Below are 15742 nucleotides of genomic sequence, written 5' to 3'. Positions count from 1 at the left end.
GAACGTCGACCGGGCTAGCTGAACGACCCTGCAATGGGTGGATTCGCCAACATGCTAGACAAAAGGACGTGAACGATTCGATGTCGGTTCCGTCCCCAAAATTTACATCACTAATCTAATTTGGATTTCGACCGAATGCAGAAGTTCGCCCTTAAAGTAACCCGCACCCAAAACTTTCCTGAATGGTACCAGTCGGTCGTCCGGGATGCTGACATGGCCGAACTTTCCCCAGTGCGGGGCTGCATGGTCATTAAGCCATGGGGGTACGGTATTTGGGAGCTTTTGCAGCGCCAGCTTGATGACCGTATCAAGGCATTTGGATTTGAGAACTGCTACTTCCCCCTGTTTATTCCCATGAGCTTTATCGCCAAGGAGGCCGAACACGTTGAAGGGTTCGCCAAGGAAATGGCGGTGGTCACTCACCACAGGCTGAGGAACATCGATGGCAAGCTAGAGCTTGATCCCGACGCCAGGCTCGGAGACCCGCTTATAGTTCGGCCGACATCCGAGACAATTATTGGGGATTCCTTCCAAAGATGGATTCAGAGCTATCGGGACCTCCCGCTACGCATCAACCAATGGGCAAATGTTGTCCGTTGGGAAATGAGAACACGCCTGTTCCTTCGGACGGCCGAGTTCCTTTGGCAGGAAGGCCATTCCGCTCATGCCGATGAAGCGGAGGCGCGGGAAAGCACGCGCGACGCGCTAGAACTGTATCGCGCCTTTGCCGAAAACGTCCTCGCGATTCCTGTGGTCGCTGGCGAGAAGCCGGAGCACGAGCGTTTCCCCGGGGCTGATAATACCTATTCCATCGAAGCGATGATGCAGGATGGCAAGGCGCTTCAAGCTGGCACCGCCCATTATCTGGGAACCCATTTCGCCACCGCGCAGAACATCAAGTTCCAGAACAAGGATGGCGGCGACAGCTATTGCCATACCTCAAGTTGGGGGCTCTCGACGAGGATGATTGGCGGCATCATTATGGCCCATGGTGATGATGATGGCCTCCGGTGCCCTCCGGCAGTTGCGCCCCGTCAGGTGGTCATCGTGCCCATCCATCGCGATAAGCCGGAAGACGCGGCGGTTCTCACGTTCTGTGACGAGATTCTGCGGGGCCTTCGGTCGGAAACGTGCTTCGGCATGCCCGTCCGTGCATTTGTAGACAAAAAGCTCACCAAGAGCGCCGATAAGCGTTGGAACTGGGTCAAACGTGGTGCCCCGATTATTTGCGAAATCGGGCCGCGGGACGCCGCTGGTCATGTCGTGAGCTTCATGCGCCGTGACAAGCTCCGCGACGGTGGCGCGATGACATCCGAAACCGTGTCGTTGGCCGAGTTCATCGCCGCCGTGCCGTCCCTTCTCGTGGATATTCAGCAAGCTCTTTTTGACGAGGCGAAAGCTCGGCTTCATACCAATATCCGAACCGATATCGACAGCTTCGAGGCACTTAAATCCTATTTTGGCGAAGCATCCGACGATGACGACGATTCCAGCGAGGCGAAAGGATGGGTACGCTGCTCGTGGTCCAAACCTACGGGCGACGACCTCACAAAGATAGTGGATCTCCTGAAAAAGCTGAAACTCACAATCCGCAATGCGCCGCTCGACCAGCCCGCATCGTTCAAGCGATGCCTGTTCACCGGACAGGCAGGGGTAGAGGAGATAATTGTAGCGCGCGCGTATTAGCGTCAACCAAACCAGCTCTACGATGGACCCGCCGGGCGCTCACGAAGCATCCGACACCGGCAACCGTGATGACAAAGCCCATCGGCCACGGCGTCCCATCGGCAAGAGTTCCTGCGATCGCCGATCCGATGACGCCGCTACCGCACTGGATCGCACCCATCAGCGCGGATACCGCGCCGGCTCGCGTCGGGAAGTCTGCAAGCGCTCCGGAGATTGCATTTGCCGAGATGAGACCGTTCATCCCGGTGAAGAACCGCGTTGGCAAAAGAACAGAGCTTCGGCAAGTAGCTCTGAATTCATAGATTTCTTGCAGCGGGCAAAACCGGATGGGGTTCAGCGAAGCGAGCGAATGGATCGGGATGGCGGCTGGTCGAGGACTTTTTGTTGTGGTCTAGTCCTCGTTGACATGGCACCCAAATGTGCATCGCAAATCGACATGTAGGCAGAGCAAATCTGGCAAGTAAAGTTTCAACGAGATGGTTGGGCGAGCGTTCGATGAACGAGGACATGATCTCCGACATGGGAGGTTCTGATTTGAACGAAACTATCCAGCTGTGGGAGTGGCGCGAGAAGATCGCAAATCTCTATTACGAGATACGTTTCAGCCCAGATGCGGCTGCTGCCTGGCGGCTTTGGTGCGATACGCGTTCGACCATGTTTCGCGACCATCCTCAGTCGCCAATTGAACCGGCGGACCGCACGACGTTCAAAGGACCGACGACCTTTCCTTACGATCCCTCGTTGCGCATGACGGTACAGCTTGCCCCAGTAACGTTGGAACAGATAACCGTCGCAACAGGGGTGGATGGCGACCTGTCGATGCATGCGTTCGGCCGTACAAGCGGGCTGGAGGCCAGATTGGGTGGCGAATTGACCCTTTACTGGATTGAGGGGTACGGCGGTGGCGTGTTCCTGCCGTTTGCCGACGCGACCTCCGGGACCGAGACGTATGGCGGTGGTCGATATCTCCTCGACACCATCAAGGGAGCAGATCTCGGGATTGTCAGGCCAGACAGCACACTAGTGCTGGATTTCAACTTCTCCTATTTTCCTTCGTGCGCCTATTCGCCCCGCTATGTCTGCCCATTAGCGCCATCTGACAATCGACTGAAAGGCGCGGTAAGAGCCGGGGAACGGCTTCCTATCTCAAAACGATAGGTGCCGGGGACAGAAGCCTGGATCTTCGTAGTCGGCCATTCAAAGGTCGCGAGGAGCGCTGGTCATATCGCTCAACGTCGCTGAACATCATCGTTTTTGTTGAAGCGCAATTTGCCTACGCCCTCTGGTGAGCCGTGCTGCCGTGACAAAACTCGAAACAACAGTCAGTTGTCTGAATCGCAAAAGCTCGGAAGTGCGAAATGCCGTCGTTTTGATGACGGACAAATTTAATGGAGCTGAAATACCCATGCCTCCGGTCCCTTCGACGTAGCGATCATTCAGGGGCACCAAGGTCCTCCGGCACGGTTATGAGGTATTTCGGGTCCAGCTTCCCGCCTTTGACGAGCATACGCTTGCCGCTGCCAAGGCTGATCTCCTCGCGGTTTATCTGCCTCAGCCAGGGCGGCGCATGGCGATCGGCAAAGAAGAAGAACAGCCGCTTGACCTTTACGTTCCGGCAATCCGCAAGCAGCGTCTGCAGACGCCGCGGGCTTAAGGTATTCAGACTTTGGACCATCATGTCGACGAGGTGAAAGCTCTCGTGACCGGGTAGCTCGCCGAGGATTTCGAGTAACGCACGCTCCGGCGTCGAAGCCACAAGCGGCCAATCCGATGGCCCGGGCAATTCCCGCAGCGTGCCGGCCTGCAACCCGTCCTTCTCGGCCGCAAGAGTTGTGAACAGCACCTGCGACCTGTGAAATCGGAAGGACTCTTTCAATGGAAGTTTGGAGAGCCAGCCCGGAGGCGATTCCCTTCCATATAGGTGGATCGTTGACGGGCCAGTCGGGGACAAATAATGGCTGAAACCCTGAAGGTCCAGCGCGGTACGCCCGCCGACCGTAAGGGCGTGTCCCATAAGCCTCTGGAGAGAAACGACGGTTTTCTGCCAGTCGAGTTCGCCGAGTGGGCGCTTATATGTTCCCCTCACGGGCTGAACCAGCCATCCGGCGGATACGTACTGGCTGCGCAGGCTCGTAGAATAGCCATGCCGCTCCATCCAAGCCGCATCGGCCAGCAGGCCCTCTGGGAGGGTCCGTTCGAGTTGGTTTAGCTTTCCGACTTTTTGCTCAGCCATACTTAGTAAAATAGCATAGCCTCAAACCGACACAAGGTTTGAATTATTTGTGAAAAGCGTAGCCATGCTTAGCAAAAATAGCTGCCACCACCTGCGCAAATGATGACGACAAGGCGAAGGGTGGGGGCGCCACGGGCGGAACTGCCGGCCAACAACCGGATAAACGCCGAGAACATAGTCCGGCCGCGCAAACCAAGCGGAGACGGCCGTACCTCGTTAGGCCGGGAAAGGGTTTCGCCACGCATCGAGTTGCTCAAGCCGTTCGTACCACGCCTCGATATGGCGAAACTCGGCAAGTGGAATCTCAGCGGAACTCGCATAAGGAAGGGCAGCGGCCAATGCGAAATCTGCAACAGTCAGTGTCTTCCCCACCGCGACGCTGTTCGCGGCCAAATGGTCGTCGAGCACGCGAGCATGGAGTCGAAAACTCGTCTTCGCATCTTCGATCGCGGCGACGTCAGGCTCCCCGCCGAACAACGGTTTGATCAAGGTTTCAAACCACAGCGTTGCACCGTGCCGGGTGAAATGACTGGCGTCCCAGCTCAGCCACCGGAGGACGTCGATCTGCCTGTGGTCGTGCGGCCAGAAATCCGAGGCAACACTGTCAGATAGCCGACACATGATGGCATTCGCTTCCCACAAAGTTCCGGCGTCATCCTGTAGCACAGGGACCTTCCCGTTCGGGTTGAGAGCCAGGAATTCCGCCGTACGCTGCTCCCCGCTTGCGAGGTCAATCCTTATGAACTCGACGTCGGCTTTAAGAAAACGGGCAGCGGCGCAGGCCTTGCGAGGATTGAGCGTCTCGCAATAGTAAAGCTTCATCGCCGCCTTACTCATGATCCGACCTTTCGGATTGAGCCCCCAGAAAAACGCCCAGTCGCTCGAAGCTTTGCGACCAACCACCTTCATGACCCTTAAGTGATGATGCGCTTTCAAATCCACTTTGCCGAAACGTCATTTCCGTTCCTCCGTCGCTTTCCTTTAACGTGATGGTGACGACGGTTTCCGGGCTCGTTTCGCCGGTTCCGATCTCCCAGGCATGTGTGAAGACAAGCCTGTGCGGAGGCTCGACCTCAAGGTATTTTCCGCCAACCCAGTGCTCCTCTCCATCTGGCGCTATCAGACAGGCGCGGTGCCTGCCGCCGGGCCAGACTTCGAGCTGGTCGCCCACTGCCTTGAAACCGTGAGGACCGCTCCATTGGGCTAGCGCTTTCGGGTCGGTCCATGCCCTGAAAACGAGATCGCATGGGGCATTGAACCTTCGTACAAAAACCAGATCGCGGGCACTGTCAGTATCAGTCTTCGGATTTGTCATCTTCGTATCCTTGTACCTTGGACAAATAGCCATCGAGACGATCGAAGCTCTGATCCCAGAAGCGTCTGTAATCGCCAATCCAATCGGAGATTTTCTTCAACGCGTCCGGCTGAAGTTCGCGGGGACGCGAAGTCGCTTCACGGCCGGAGCGGATCAATCCGGCCTGTTCCAGGACCTTGAGATGCTTTGAAATGGCAGGCTGGGACAATTCGAAGGGATCTGCGAGTTCGGCCACGGTCGCCTTGCCGTGAGCAAGCCGCTGAAGGATTGCTCTCCTTGTTGGGTCTGAGAGTGCGGAGAAAATCGAATCGAGGCTGCTATCCATATATCACCATTCAGCTATATAGCCGCATAGATATATTGATCGTTGCGAGATGTCAAAGGCAGTTTTTACGAATCCCCTTCGATGAAAGCGCTGCCGATGTCTTGTGCGAACGGGCGATGTTGTTCTACGCAGAGGGGCGAGGCCAGCGTTACATACACGATCACCTCATCCGGACATTTTCAGGTCTGATGGCCACGAGGGTCAACGCTCCGTCGTTGGCTCTAAGCCACTGAGTAATTCGTTCTCTGAGTGCCACGCGGCCTGGTCAGGTGAGGGGCGGTGTAAAGCGATGACGTACATCTCTTCCTCAAGGATACCCTCATGGTGATCGGATGAATGGCTCTCAATTGCGTTTCCTTGACTACGGCGAATGGCAGTCCTAGGGCGGACTCTTCTGGACGCACAACGGCATGCGGCGATTTGACGGCGGTATTGGACAAGGGGCTCGGCCGGAATCTGGCCTGGGTGCTAAGGCGACCTGAACATGTACGACATCATGCTTCTTTTCCTTGCTGGCCTGTTAGCAGGCAGCATGAATGCGTTGGCGGGCGGCGGGTCGTTCGTATCCCTGCCTGCGCTGATATCGGTCGGAGTGCCGTCGGTAGCCGCAAACGCGACAAGCACCTTAGCCTTGTTTCCCGGCGGCATGGCGAGCTCGTGGGTCTATCGTGACGGGGTTAAGAGTGTGTGCGGCGTCAATGTCATGCCCATTGCCATCGTGACGGTGATGGGTGGTGTAGCCGGAAGCATTCTGTTGCTGCTAACCCCATCGAGGATTTTCGATGGTATCCTGCCATGGCTTTTGCTGGTGGCGACATTGATGCTGGCTGCAGGTCCGAGGCTTAGCGCCCAGTTGCAGACGCAGGCACGTTCGAGTGTTCTCGCGTTCGCAACGGTTCAGTTCTTTCTCGGTCTTTATGGCGGCTATTTTGGCGGCGCGGTGGGTCTCATGATGCTTGCGGCATGGAGCGCGCTCGGGGGCGGGGACATCAAGAGCCTGAATCCGACAAGAATGGTGATGGTCACTGCGGCTAACGCGGTCGCCGTCGTCGTCTTCGTACTTGCCGGGGCAATCGTATGGCAGGAGTGCATTCCCATGACGATTGGAGCCGTTATCGGCGGGTGGATCGGAGCACATATCGGACGAAGGCTGCCATCATCGGTCATTCGGGTGCTAACCCTCGCGGTCGCCTTTTTAACGACCGCGGTGTTCTTTTCGCGAGCTTACCTTTGAGCGAAGGTCCCGTACCCCTCAGGCTCTCAGTCAATAACTTGCAATTGAAGGAGCCGAAGTCCTCCAAGATGCTCTGCCCAAGGACGGGGAGCTCACTCCCATCAGAAAGAACGTCGCATGATCTTAGTCAGCAGCATGCACCTGAACGCCGCGGCAGAGCAGTGCCCAAGTCGGGCTTCGTTGGGCCTCCTGTGCGTGAGCTTGCGTCATCGGATCGTTGCCGTCGTCTGGCTCGGGGCCGTCCGGCGGCGGAGTCTCCCCAGGATCTCGCTCAGGTTCGGGATTGCCGATCGGCGGCGCTGGCGGCGGAACGATAGGCTCGTTGGGTACGGACATGATTTCCTCCTCGCTAGCCGGGAAAACTCGCGTGTCCTTCCGTTTATTCAAGAGGTGGCGCCGTGAACGAGATGCTTTTCTCGAGCAGCGAACTGCTCGCCGCCGACCCTACCAACAGGTGCCCCTGCTGACGCCGGCGATGCTGAGGCGACTGAAGCGCCTTTAAGAAATGTTCTCCTTTTCATGATGCGGCCTGCAAAACGAGCTTCGGGATGCTGGCGAAGATCACGGAACAGTTCTTGCACGGTTACTAATATATTTACCGTGGGAGACCTAAAGTCATGAAATGGCACACATCCGCAGAGTTTACCCCTCTGATGCTGGTTATAAGCGGGTCGGAAAAATACAAGCTTGTCGCGACCCTTTTCCAGGCTGCCGAAATGCTGACGGTTAGCTGGCCGATCGACGATGGAGAAGAATATCTCATCGCGATTAGGGCGTGCCGGAATGCAATTCATGGGGAAATTCCGGCTCAGGACGCGCGAGCAGCGCTTATTCGTGCCGCCGATGAAGCTGGCATTCCGGTGATCACCGTTCACTGAGTTCGCGGCCGACGGTGAATTGAGTCCACGGGCGCCTTCATGACACAGCCCTCTCGTTCCACTGCATGCGCAGGTCCATGCCGCTGAACATCACCTTCAGGCCGCGCTCGGCCAGCAGTTCTTCTAGCCTCTCTTTGGCGACAAGTGCCAGCTTCCGTTCCTTCATCCACTTCGCGTGCGTCTGCGGCGTGTCGATGCCAGCGACGAAGGAAGCACCTTCCCCAGCAACCGTATGTTCTGCCCGTCGCATTTTACCGTGTCGCCGTCGCCGACGGTCAAAGATGCGCAGATGATCCGCCCAGCAATGATTGAACAATATCTCCACGCTCGGCCGCCTCTAGCTTCCGCCTGAGTGCCTGTTCCTGCTCATATGACTTGTGTGGGAAATGCTCGAAGCACCACCAGCGGGTCGCCACAGCCGGGGAGGGGCTGTTGCCCCAGCCGCCCCACTCCTTGCATCCCTTTTCTTCGCAATAGTGGACATGCATTTGCGGCGCTTCCGTCAGCGGCCGTCTGTCGGTGTCGCTCATCTTTCCTCCTGGAGTTGCCAGCCCGCTTTCGGGACCGGCCACCCCTTCTGGGCCGCGCGGAAATCAGCCTCAGCTTCGGCTTTCTCCTTGGCGTCCGTGATGCCTGTTGCCCAAACTGTGATGCGCATCCGTCCGGCTTTGAATACGAAGCGCCGTTCAAGGGTGTGTTTGCCTGCCGAGTATCCGCCGCGAAAACATGCGCGGGCAACCGACAGGCTGGTGCTCTCGCGGAAAGACTGCGGTTGCGACGACCACCAGTCCCTCAGAGCAGTTTCGAACGACACGGATTTTGGTTGGGAACGGTCAAGCATAGGCTTCGGACCTGGTCTCTAGTTCAACGTTGCAGACCGGCCATCCCAGCCGCTTTCTCTCATGATTTATCTTGGGCATATCAGTCTCGATGGTAGCTCGGTCGCCAACCGCGGGCCATGCCTCGGCTCATGGCGCCTTCTGTCAATGCCAACTGCCGGCGAAGGTGACGGATATCTTCCAGCAGAGTGTCTATAGCTACGTGCGTATCGCCTCTGTGGTAGGCAATCACCTTTGCACGCTCATCGTCTTCCACGGCTTCGCCGATCGGCTGCTCTCGCATATCCGTGCTCCGTATTTCGATTTTCAGAATGGCGGCCGCGGCGCCGATGTTCTTATTATGTTCGCATCTGGATGCGAGTCAATAATCAATCTGGGTCAATTGCTTTTTTAGGCGCTGCTGATGTCATCGCGCGATGACAAAACCGCCTCGCAAGCCTTCCAAGCCGTTGCTCGGTGAAGCCGATGCGCCGCTCCGCGGCCGGCCGCGCCGTCGTCGAGATCCTGCGCAGCCGAATCTCCCCTTGGACCCTATGCCCGCGCGCATCGAGCCGTGCCTTGCGCTGCTGAAGGCCAGGCCGCCGAAGGGCGACGATTGGGTTTTCGAGATCAAATGGGATGGCTATCGCCTGGCGGTTCATATCGAGCCTACAGGCGTGCGAATCCTGACGCGGGGAGGCCACGATTGGACGTCCCGGTTTCCTGCCATCGAACGGGCGGCGAAAGAACTCCCCATCGCCACGGCGATCCTTGATGGCGAGGCGGTGGTTCTCGACGATCAGGGTCGGCCGGATTTCGGCCTGCTGCAACAATCGCTGGGCGCTCGCGGCGGCAAGGAGAGGTCAAGCACGGCGCTCTTCATGACCTTCGATCTGCTCTATTTCGATGGTCATGATCTGAGGAATTCGGAACTCGGCATGCGCCGGCATCTGCTCGAGGATCTGGTGCCGGCCGAAGGGCAGGGCGATATCCGGCTTTCCGAGGAGATCGAGGCAGACGGTGATCAGTTGCTGGCGAGCGCCTGCCAGCATGGGCTTGAGGGCATCATCGCAAAGCGCCGTGACTCGCCCTATCGTTCCGGCCGGCTCGGCGACTGGTTGAAAATCAAGTGCGTGCAGAGCGACAGCTTTGTGATCGTCGGTTTTGAACGATCCACGGTCGCGCGTGCCGGGATCGGTCGGCTTCTGCTTGCCGCGCGCAAGGGCAAGAAGCTGGTCTACGTTGGCGGGGTAGGGACAGGCTTCAACCAGCGTAACGCTTATGAGCTTCGTGAGATGCTCGATGGCCTCATCACATCCACGCCGGCCGCGTCCGTCGATCGCAAAGAAGCAATTTTCGTGACGCCAAAGCTCATCGCCGAGATCGAATACCGGGCTTGGACGGATGACGGGAAGCTGCGGCATGCGGCCTTTAAGGGGCTGCGGGAGGTCCAGGATGAGGCGGCGGTTTATGAGATAGAATAATCCACCAGCGCCGCTACGGCCCGCAATTGTAACAAGGCTTGAGGATCCCCGTCAAAACTAGAGTAATTGGGATAAAGATGGCAGAGCTAACCACCACGAAAGGAGGCCAAACGATCAGGAGTTTCTCTCTCGGCCTCGCCGTGAAGCGATCATCATCTTCGAATTCGGAAATTTTTGGGCCGAAATCTTCGCTGAAGTCGAAGCCATTGTTATAATAGAAGATGATTGACCGGACGTACCAGTTGTAGGCGAAAATGGCACCTGACGCGCAGAACACGAACCACACCCACAGCGGAGCCTGCTCTTGAGCACCCAATACGACTTCTCCCTAACGACCGAAGCCTAGTAGCGTTTGCGCCAAGAGATCAAGCCGTGCCATCAACATCGCCGTCTTCGTCGAGTTCATGCACCGGCAGATACGTGTTCTTCTCCATCCACTCCCGCACGATGAACCTGATCGTGTCGTTACGCGTCATGCCAAACTCGCCGGCTAGGTCGCGCAGGGCTTCCTCAACATCATCCTCCATCGACACAGCGCCGGAATTACGCAGCCGCAGTGCTGCCCGGCGAAGCATGATCTGCAGATCGGCGCGTGAGATATCTGCGATCCGATCGGCGGCGTCTTCGAGGAGGGTGGCGGTATCGGGGGATGTCATGGGTTCACCTGCGCGCGGTCATTAGGCATGGCGCAGCGAAATCGATGCCCCACCACGATTTGCCGGTCGAACGGACGGTCCATCCAAGCTGCCGGCCGTCCAGAGGCGCAGCCGCCGAGGAGAAAAGCTGCCGGAATTTTGCAAATGAAGCGGGTCATCAGGTGCTACTCGTCAATCTCATTCCCCTCATCGTCGTACTCCGCCCCGTGGTCGGAGTCTTCGACATAAGTCCGGCATCCCTCCTCAAAAGACGACGAATTGCCCGAACAATCGTCCTCGCTTTGAATGCCGTTCTCCTCCGCCCATTCATAGCCGGCCCTGTGACCCTCGCAGTTATCGACGCAGGAATTCCCGCCGAAGCTCTGGGCGAAGCCGGGGCCCGCGAGGCTTGACACCAGCAGAGCGCTCGCAAACAGTATTGCCATCACTCTCCGCACTACCAGCCTCCCGGACGAGACATTGCGCTTCTGCCGCCGCACCTATTGCCCGCGGCGTCATACTGCCAATCGTACTGGCAGTTGCCCGGATAGCGCCGCGGTGGAGTATATGCACCGCCGCCGCAGTTGCCATTGGCGCATACTGCCGCCGCCGTCCCGACCAATGCAAGCCCCACGAGAACCGCGGCGGCCTGCCGTTGCTGGGCGACCATCTGCTCACATTCCAACATGCTCATCCCGCGTCGGTTCACTTCCGCCACGAGCTGGAATTGAAACGCTGGATCTTGCGTTTCCAGTGCCGTCTTGCAAAGCGCGGCCTTGCTCACGGCCGACGGCTTGTTGTTGAATTCAACCGGCGTCGTTGTGCAGCTCGCCAAGGCGAGCGACATCGCCACGACGCCGAGACGTCGAGCTAACAGATACATTTTCACGGATAACCCCTCAGTTGCCCGCTGCTAACATCGCAGAATTCGGTTCCACGTCAAATTGCATATTAATCTATCGTTAACGCAGCTTTAGGATGTAGGGTGAAGGCTGCCATTGGCGTACTGCCCAGCCTGTCTTACTGTTTGCGCAAGCGCAGCGCCGCCCGACGAAGCAAACCTGGAGATCCGCTCGTGGGACATGTACGATCGGGTCGGTGGCGTCCTCTCGGAAGGGCGCGATGCTGATCATGAGCTTGTTCGATGGTCCGCATTTCGGCCGCGCGATCTTGATCTGCTTGGCTTTGGCGATCCGGGCACCGAGCCGGCCAAAGCGCGGGGCAAAATTTTCCGTCGGCTCTGTCGATTTTCGCATCAGCCGATCGTCCTTGTAATGATGTGCTGGCACCGCGTCAGCACGTCCTCAGGCAACAGAAGGAGCTATTGTCATGGATAATCAGCATCTGGTCCCTGCCGCCGTCCTTGCGGCCAAGAACGGCGTCCGGTTTCCCAATGAGAGCGAGGCGTATCGCAGCGCCCGCGACGCGCTGCTGGCCGAAGAGATCGAATTGCGCCGCCACATCGAGCGCGTGGCAAGACAGCGCCGGGCGCTGCCGCCGGGCGGCGAGGTGACGAAAGACTACCGCTTCGAAGGCAGCGACGGGCCGATCTCCTTTGCCGAGCTCTTCGCCGACAAGGACACGCTGATCGTCTACAGCTACATGTTCGGCCCGCAACGCGAGCGCCCGTGCCCGATGTGCACCTCGCTGCTTTCGGCCTGGGACGGCGAAGTGCCTGACATCCAGCAGCGCGCAGCCCTTGCGGTCGTCGCCCGCTCGCCGATCGAACGGCTGCTCGCCTTCAAGAACGAGCGTGGCTGGCATCACCTGCCGCTTTATTCCGACATGACGGACGATTACAGCCGCGACTATCACGCGATCGGCGGAGATGACGGCGATGACGCCGCCTTCAACGTGTTCACGCGGCGCGACGGCACCATCCGCCATTTCTGGAGCCAGGAGATGGGCGGGGTGACGGCCGATCCCGGTGAGGATCCGCGCGGCGCGCCCGACCTGATGCCGCTCTGGACCGTCATCGATTCGACGCCCGAAGGCCGGCCGGCGGACTGGTATCCGAAGCTGTCTTATTAAGATCAGCCGCGTCGTCCGTCGTCCGCCGTCAGCCGGTGGAACGGTTTCTTGAGGCCTCGACCCATTCGATGCTGGTGACCGCGGCATCCGGCAGCGGCGGCGGATCGATGTCGTAGACATAGCCGCTGATCATGTCGGCGGCGCGTTCCGTCGCCTTGATCTTCGCCTCGGTTTCCGCGACCGCCTTGGAGATCGCTTCGATGCGGGCGCGGAACATGTGGGCGAGCACATCGCGGCCGGACTGTTTTTCGAGCCGTTCCAGATGCAGGCCGATTCGCGAGGCGTGGCGCTCCAGCTCGCTCTTGCTGAAACGCGCCTTGCGCAGTTCTTCCGAAAGGCTGTCCTGCATGACGGCGACGGGATCGAAACTTCCGGGTGCGCGCTCGTCGAGCACTGCGTCGGTGACGAGCTTCTCGATCATCACCAGCGCCTGCAATTCGGCCGCATCGGCGAATTCGACGTCATAGCCGGTATCGTCGTAGACCTTGCGACGGACCGGATCGAGAAGCAGCCCATAGGCTTTCTGCAAATGGGCAAAGGCGTCCGAATCACCACCCGAATCGGGGTGGGCAACCTTCGCCAGGCGCCGATAGGCGGCCTTCAGCTGCGCCTCGTCCGCATCGCGTTCAACGCCGAGAATATCGTATGGATCCGTCACGCCTGCTCCCTTGCTCCCCGGCACGTTGCGGGCAGTCTAGGTCTTCTTCTGCATCAGAAGGGCGAAGTTTAGACCGAAACGAGGAATGACGTCCATGGCCCGAGAGGACGATGATTGGTGCGGATACTTCGCCAAAACCTCGATTGTTTAATGTTTTCAATTCGTTGTTCGAAGATCAGCCTGTGGTGATCGAAGCGAGATAACATCTGGCTTCGCCATCGATTTTAAGCATGGTTGCGGCCGCGTCGTCGATCAGCAGCGCATCGCCGGCCGCAAGCGCGCCGGTCTCGCCGTTTCGCCGGAATGACAGTGCGCCGCGATGGCACAGCAACAGGCATGTCGAGGGCGGCAGCGGCACGGTCTTGCTGCCATCGAGGTCGATCCGGATCAGCGTATGGGTAAGCCCGTTGCGGCGCGTCATGACGTTGAGATCGGTGATTGCTCCGTCCTCGAGCCTGGCGGCGACCGGGATATCCGCCGGGAAGGCCAGCGGATTGCTTGCCGTTGTCAGCAGCACCGGCGAGCTGCCTGCGACATCGAGCACCATGCCGTTGCCATCAAGGATCGCCAGCGTCCGGTCGATGCCGGGAAAGATCGAAAATGGCCCGTCTTCTGCGACTGTTGCCATGCTGATGCGCCAGTCGAAGTCGTTGATCGACGCGTCCGGTGGAAAGACGGCGATCTCCACCGTCTCTCCCTTGCCGTTTTTCCAGGGCATGCGTTTGTGATCGCCGGCGCGCAGGATCCTCATGAGGGTTCAGTTCCCGAGAATGCCGGGCAGGCGCAGGCCTTTTTCCTTGGCGCACTCGATGGCGATCTCGTAGCCGGCATCGGCGTGGCGCATGACGCCGGTCGCCGGATCGTTCCAGAGCACGCGCTCGAGGCGTCTTGCGGCATCGTCCGTGCCGTCGGCGCAAATGACCATGCCGGAATGCTGCGAGAAGCCCATGCCGACGCCGCCGCCGTGATGGAGCGACACCCAGGTCGCACCCGATGCCGTGTTGAGCAGGGCATTGAGCAGCGGCCAGTCGGAGACGGCGTCGGAACCGTCCTTCATCGCTTCGGTCTCGCGGTTCGGCGAGGCGACGGAGCCGGAGTCCAGATGGTCGCGGCCGATGACGATCGGGGCGGAGAGTTCGCCTGTTCTCACCATCTCGTTGAAGGCAAGACCGAGCTTGTGACGGTCGCCCAAGCCCACCCAGCAGATGCGTGCCGGAAGGCCCTGGAAGGCGATGCGCTCCCTGGCCATGTCGAGCCAGTTGTGCAGGTGCTTGTTGTCAGGCAAAAGCTCCTTCACCTTGGCATCGGTCTTGTAGATATCCTCCGGATCACCGGAAAGGGCCGCCCAGCGGAAGGGGCCGATGCCGCGGCAAAACAGCGGGCGGATATAGGCCGGCACGAAGCCCGGGAAGGCGAAGGCGTTTTCGAGGCCTTCGTCCTTGGCGACCTGGCGGATATTGTTGCCGTAATCGAGGGTCGGCACGCCGGCATTCCAGAAGGCGATCATCGCTTCGACATGCTCGCGCATCGAAGCGCGCGCCGCTTTTTCCACAGCCTTCGGATCGCTTTCGCGCTTTGCCTTCCACTCGCCCATCGTCCAGCCCTTCGGCAGATAGCCGTTGATCGGGTCGTGGGCCGAAGTCTGGTCGGTGACGATATCGGGGCGGATGCCGCGGCGGACCATCTCCGGCAGGATTTCGGCGGCATTGCCGAGCAGGCCGACGGACTTTGCCTCGCCGGCCTTGGTCCAGCGGTCGATCATCTCAAGCGCTTCATCGAGCGTTTCGGCCTTGGCGTCGACATAGCGGGTGCGCAGCCGGAAATCGATCGAATCGGGATTGCATTCGACGGCCAGGCAGCAAGCGCCGGCCATGACGGCGGCGAGCGGCTGGGCGCCGCCCATGCCGCCGAGGCCGCCGGTCAGGATCCATTTGCCCTTGAGATTGCCGCCGTAATGCTGGCGGCCGGCCTCGACGAAGGTCTCGTAGGTGCCCTGCACGATGCCCTGCGTGCCGATATAGATCCACGAGCCGGCCGTCATCTGGCCGTACATCGCAAGGCCCTTCTTATCCAGCTCGTTGAAATGATCCCAGGTCGCCCAATGCGGCACCAGGTTGGAATTGGCGATCAATACCCGCGGCGCATCCTTGTGGGTGCGGAACACGCCGACCGGCTTGCCGGATTGCACGACCAGCGTTTCTTCTTCCGTCAGCGTCTTCAGCGTCGCGACGATGCGGTCGAAATCCTCCCAGGTGCGGGCGGCGCGGCCGATGCCGCCATAAACGACGAGCTCGTTCGGATTTTCGGCGACGTCAGGGTCGAGATTGTTCATCAGCATGCGCAGCGGCGCTTCGGTCATCCAGCTCTTGGCATTAAGATCGTTGCCGCGGGGCGCGCGGATTTCACGGATATTGTGGCGTGGATTGTTCATGGCGGTTCCCCTGT

General features: G+C 59.1%; 22 protein-coding genes. 6 read left to right on the top strand and 16 right to left on the bottom strand.

Features of this window, described 5'->3' with window-relative positions:
• The first annotated feature begins 135 nt into the window (after positions 1-135).
• Positions 136-1686 carry an aminoacyl--tRNA ligase-related protein gene (locus C3Y91_RS25045; protein WP_168575968.1) on the top strand — a complete coding sequence of 517 codons (1551 nt, stop codon included), beginning with the start codon at positions 136-138 and terminating at the stop codon, positions 1684-1686.
• Positions 1687-2181: 495 nt separating this feature from the next.
• A complete protein-coding gene (locus C3Y91_RS25040; protein WP_168575967.1) occupies positions 2182-2844 on the top strand; it encodes a DUF1684 domain-containing protein in 663 nt (220 codons plus the stop codon).
• Positions 2845-3118: 274 nt separating this feature from the next.
• On the opposite strand, the gene C3Y91_RS25035 is transcribed toward C3Y91_RS25040, so the two are convergent.
• From C3Y91_RS25035 to C3Y91_RS25020, 4 genes are all read right to left on the bottom strand, one after another.
• Positions 3119-3919, bottom strand: coding sequence for a type IV toxin-antitoxin system AbiEi family antitoxin domain-containing protein (locus tag C3Y91_RS25035; RefSeq protein ID WP_168575966.1), 801 nt, complete (start codon positions 3917-3919; stop codon positions 3119-3121).
• Between the two features lie 216 nt (positions 3920-4135).
• A complete protein-coding gene (locus C3Y91_RS25030; protein WP_174827124.1) occupies positions 4136-4756 on the bottom strand; it encodes a glutathione S-transferase family protein in 621 nt (206 codons plus the stop codon).
• A complete protein-coding gene (locus tag C3Y91_RS25025) occupies positions 4749-5234 on the bottom strand; it encodes an SRPBCC family protein (RefSeq protein WP_130687960.1) in 486 nt (161 codons plus the stop codon). The genes C3Y91_RS25030 and C3Y91_RS25025 overlap by 8 nt, the downstream gene beginning before the upstream one ends.
• Positions 5215-5559 (bottom strand): ArsR/SmtB family transcription factor, encoded by a 345-nt coding sequence (locus C3Y91_RS25020; protein ID WP_130703368.1) that lies wholly within the window; start codon positions 5557-5559, stop codon positions 5215-5217. Before C3Y91_RS25020 ends, C3Y91_RS25025 begins: the two co-directional genes overlap by 20 nt.
• 484 nt (positions 5560-6043) lie before the next feature.
• Between C3Y91_RS25020 and C3Y91_RS25015 the strand changes: the two genes are divergently transcribed.
• Positions 6044-6793 carry a sulfite exporter TauE/SafE family protein gene (locus tag C3Y91_RS25015; RefSeq protein WP_164592018.1) on the top strand — a complete coding sequence of 250 codons (750 nt, stop codon included), beginning with the start codon at positions 6044-6046 and terminating at the stop codon, positions 6791-6793.
• Between the two features lie 123 nt (positions 6794-6916).
• On the opposite strand, the gene C3Y91_RS25010 is transcribed toward C3Y91_RS25015, so the two are convergent.
• A complete protein-coding gene (locus C3Y91_RS25010; protein ID WP_168575964.1) occupies positions 6917-7129 on the bottom strand; it encodes a hypothetical protein in 213 nt (70 codons plus the stop codon).
• A gap of 281 nt (positions 7130-7410) precedes the next feature.
• On the opposite strand from C3Y91_RS25010, the gene C3Y91_RS25005 reads away from it, so the two are divergent.
• Positions 7411-7671: a DUF982 domain-containing protein gene (locus C3Y91_RS25005; protein WP_018069830.1), complete on the top strand. Its 261-nt coding sequence runs from the start codon at positions 7411-7413 to the stop codon at positions 7669-7671.
• Positions 7672-7708: 37 nt separating this feature from the next.
• On the opposite strand, the gene C3Y91_RS25000 is transcribed toward C3Y91_RS25005, so the two are convergent.
• The 4 genes from C3Y91_RS25000 to C3Y91_RS38130 all read right to left on the bottom strand — a co-directional run bounded on the left by C3Y91_RS25000 (position 7709) and on the right by C3Y91_RS38130 (position 8793).
• Positions 7709-7921, bottom strand: coding sequence for a hypothetical protein (locus C3Y91_RS25000; RefSeq protein WP_245278410.1), 213 nt, complete (start codon positions 7919-7921; stop codon positions 7709-7711).
• Positions 7922-7946: 25 nt separating this feature from the next.
• Positions 7947-8201, bottom strand: coding sequence for a hypothetical protein (locus C3Y91_RS24995; RefSeq protein WP_168575963.1), 255 nt, complete (start codon positions 8199-8201; stop codon positions 7947-7949).
• On the bottom strand, positions 8198-8512 hold the full coding sequence (locus tag C3Y91_RS24990) for a hypothetical protein (RefSeq protein WP_018069831.1): 315 nt from the start codon (positions 8510-8512) through the stop codon (positions 8198-8200). Before C3Y91_RS24990 ends, C3Y91_RS24995 begins: the two co-directional genes overlap by 4 nt.
• 80 nt (positions 8513-8592) lie before the next feature.
• Positions 8593-8793: a hypothetical protein gene (locus C3Y91_RS38130; protein ID WP_168575962.1), complete on the bottom strand. Its 201-nt coding sequence runs from the start codon at positions 8791-8793 to the stop codon at positions 8593-8595.
• 133 nt (positions 8794-8926) lie between these two features.
• Here C3Y91_RS38130 and ligD point away from each other — a divergent pair, with 133 nt between their 5' ends.
• Positions 8927-9973 (top strand): non-homologous end-joining DNA ligase, encoded by a 1047-nt coding sequence (gene ligD / locus C3Y91_RS24980; protein ID WP_168575961.1) that lies wholly within the window; start codon positions 8927-8929, stop codon positions 9971-9973.
• 13 nt (positions 9974-9986) lie between these two features.
• Here ligD and C3Y91_RS24975 read toward each other — a convergent pair whose 3' ends face one another.
• From C3Y91_RS24975 to C3Y91_RS24965, 4 genes are all read right to left on the bottom strand, one after another.
• Positions 9987-10289 carry a hypothetical protein gene (locus tag C3Y91_RS24975; RefSeq protein WP_168575960.1) on the bottom strand — a complete coding sequence of 101 codons (303 nt, stop codon included), beginning with the start codon at positions 10287-10289 and terminating at the stop codon, positions 9987-9989.
• A gap of 49 nt (positions 10290-10338) precedes the next feature.
• Positions 10339-10629 carry a CopG family transcriptional regulator gene (locus C3Y91_RS24970; RefSeq protein WP_075225169.1) on the bottom strand — a complete coding sequence of 97 codons (291 nt, stop codon included), beginning with the start codon at positions 10627-10629 and terminating at the stop codon, positions 10339-10341.
• Between the two features lie 164 nt (positions 10630-10793).
• Entirely contained in the window at positions 10794-11066 is a 273-nt protein-coding gene (locus C3Y91_RS38125; protein ID WP_130674103.1) for a hypothetical protein, read from the bottom strand.
• The gene (locus C3Y91_RS24965) at positions 11066-11491 is read right to left on the bottom strand and encodes a hypothetical protein (protein ID WP_168575982.1); all 426 of its coding nucleotides are present in this window, start codon (positions 11489-11491) and stop codon (positions 11066-11068) included. The genes C3Y91_RS38125 and C3Y91_RS24965 overlap by 1 nt, the downstream gene beginning before the upstream one ends.
• Positions 11492-11937: 446 nt before the next feature.
• Here C3Y91_RS24965 and C3Y91_RS24960 point away from each other — a divergent pair, with 446 nt between their 5' ends.
• Positions 11938-12639 (top strand): DUF899 family protein, encoded by a 702-nt coding sequence (locus C3Y91_RS24960; RefSeq protein ID WP_168575959.1) that lies wholly within the window; start codon positions 11938-11940, stop codon positions 12637-12639.
• Positions 12640-12667: 28 nt separating this feature from the next.
• Here the strand turns inward: C3Y91_RS24960 and C3Y91_RS24955 are convergent, their stop codons facing one another.
• From C3Y91_RS24955 to hutU, 3 genes are all read right to left on the bottom strand, one after another.
• On the bottom strand, positions 12668-13297 hold the full coding sequence (locus C3Y91_RS24955) for a J domain-containing protein (protein WP_024319880.1): 630 nt from the start codon (positions 13295-13297) through the stop codon (positions 12668-12670).
• Positions 13298-13472: 175 nt separating this feature from the next.
• Positions 13473-14048 carry a HutD/Ves family protein gene (locus C3Y91_RS24950; protein ID WP_168575958.1) on the bottom strand — a complete coding sequence of 192 codons (576 nt, stop codon included), beginning with the start codon at positions 14046-14048 and terminating at the stop codon, positions 13473-13475.
• A gap of 6 nt (positions 14049-14054) precedes the next feature.
• On the bottom strand, positions 14055-15728 hold the full coding sequence (gene hutU, locus C3Y91_RS24945; RefSeq protein WP_128409836.1) for a urocanate hydratase: 1674 nt from the start codon (positions 15726-15728) through the stop codon (positions 14055-14057).
• Positions 15729-15742 lie beyond the last annotated feature (14 nt).

Source organism: Rhizobium ruizarguesonis, from assembly GCF_012349115.1.
Classification (GTDB): domain Bacteria; phylum Pseudomonadota; class Alphaproteobacteria; order Rhizobiales; family Rhizobiaceae; genus Rhizobium; species Rhizobium ruizarguesonis.
This window is presented reverse-complemented; position numbering and strand designations above follow the sequence as displayed.

Excerpts from the sequence above, each read along its gene's own strand:
- C3Y91_RS25010 (WP_168575964.1), bottom strand. The coding sequence starts at position 7,129 with ATGTCCGTACCCAACGAGCCTATCGTTCCGCCGCCAGCGCCGCCGATC.
- C3Y91_RS25040 (WP_168575967.1), top strand. The coding sequence starts at position 2,182 with ATGAACGAGGACATGATCTCCGACATGGGAGGTTCTGATTTGAACGAA.
- C3Y91_RS24995 (WP_168575963.1), bottom strand. The coding sequence starts at position 8,201 with ATGAGCGACACCGACAGACGGCCGCTGACGGAAGCGCCGCAAATGCAT.
- ligD (WP_168575961.1), top strand. The coding sequence starts at position 8,927 with ATGACAAAACCGCCTCGCAAGCCTTCCAAGCCGTTGCTCGGTGAAGCC.
- C3Y91_RS24970 (WP_075225169.1), bottom strand. The coding sequence starts at position 10,629 with ATGACATCCCCCGATACCGCCACCCTCCTCGAAGACGCCGCCGATCGG.
- C3Y91_RS25025 (WP_130687960.1), bottom strand. The coding sequence starts at position 5,234 with ATGACAAATCCGAAGACTGATACTGACAGTGCCCGCGATCTGGTTTTT.
- hutU (WP_128409836.1), bottom strand. The coding sequence starts at position 15,728 with ATGAACAATCCACGCCACAATATCCGTGAAATCCGCGCGCCCCGCGGC.
- C3Y91_RS25005 (WP_018069830.1), top strand. The coding sequence starts at position 7,411 with ATGAAATGGCACACATCCGCAGAGTTTACCCCTCTGATGCTGGTTATA.
- C3Y91_RS24990 (WP_018069831.1), bottom strand. The coding sequence starts at position 8,512 with ATGCTTGACCGTTCCCAACCAAAATCCGTGTCGTTCGAAACTGCTCTG.
- C3Y91_RS25020 (WP_130703368.1), bottom strand. The coding sequence starts at position 5,559 with ATGGATAGCAGCCTCGATTCGATTTTCTCCGCACTCTCAGACCCAACA.
- C3Y91_RS25015 (WP_164592018.1), top strand. The coding sequence starts at position 6,044 with ATGTACGACATCATGCTTCTTTTCCTTGCTGGCCTGTTAGCAGGCAGC.
- C3Y91_RS24965 (WP_168575982.1), bottom strand. The coding sequence starts at position 11,491 with ATGTATCTGTTAGCTCGACGTCTCGGCGTCGTGGCGATGTCGCTCGCC.
- C3Y91_RS24960 (WP_168575959.1), top strand. The coding sequence starts at position 11,938 with ATGGATAATCAGCATCTGGTCCCTGCCGCCGTCCTTGCGGCCAAGAAC.
- C3Y91_RS25035 (WP_168575966.1), bottom strand. The coding sequence starts at position 3,919 with ATGGCTGAGCAAAAAGTCGGAAAGCTAAACCAACTCGAACGGACCCTC.
- C3Y91_RS25045 (WP_168575968.1), top strand. The coding sequence starts at position 136 with ATGCAGAAGTTCGCCCTTAAAGTAACCCGCACCCAAAACTTTCCTGAA.
- C3Y91_RS25000 (WP_245278410.1), bottom strand. The coding sequence starts at position 7,921 with ATGCGACGGGCAGAACATACGGTTGCTGGGGAAGGTGCTTCCTTCGTC.
- C3Y91_RS24950 (WP_168575958.1), bottom strand. The coding sequence starts at position 14,048 with ATGAGGATCCTGCGCGCCGGCGATCACAAACGCATGCCCTGGAAAAAC.
- C3Y91_RS25030 (WP_174827124.1), bottom strand. The coding sequence starts at position 4,756 with ATGAGTAAGGCGGCGATGAAGCTTTACTATTGCGAGACGCTCAATCCT.
- C3Y91_RS38130 (WP_168575962.1), bottom strand. The coding sequence starts at position 8,793 with ATGCGAGAGCAGCCGATCGGCGAAGCCGTGGAAGACGATGAGCGTGCA.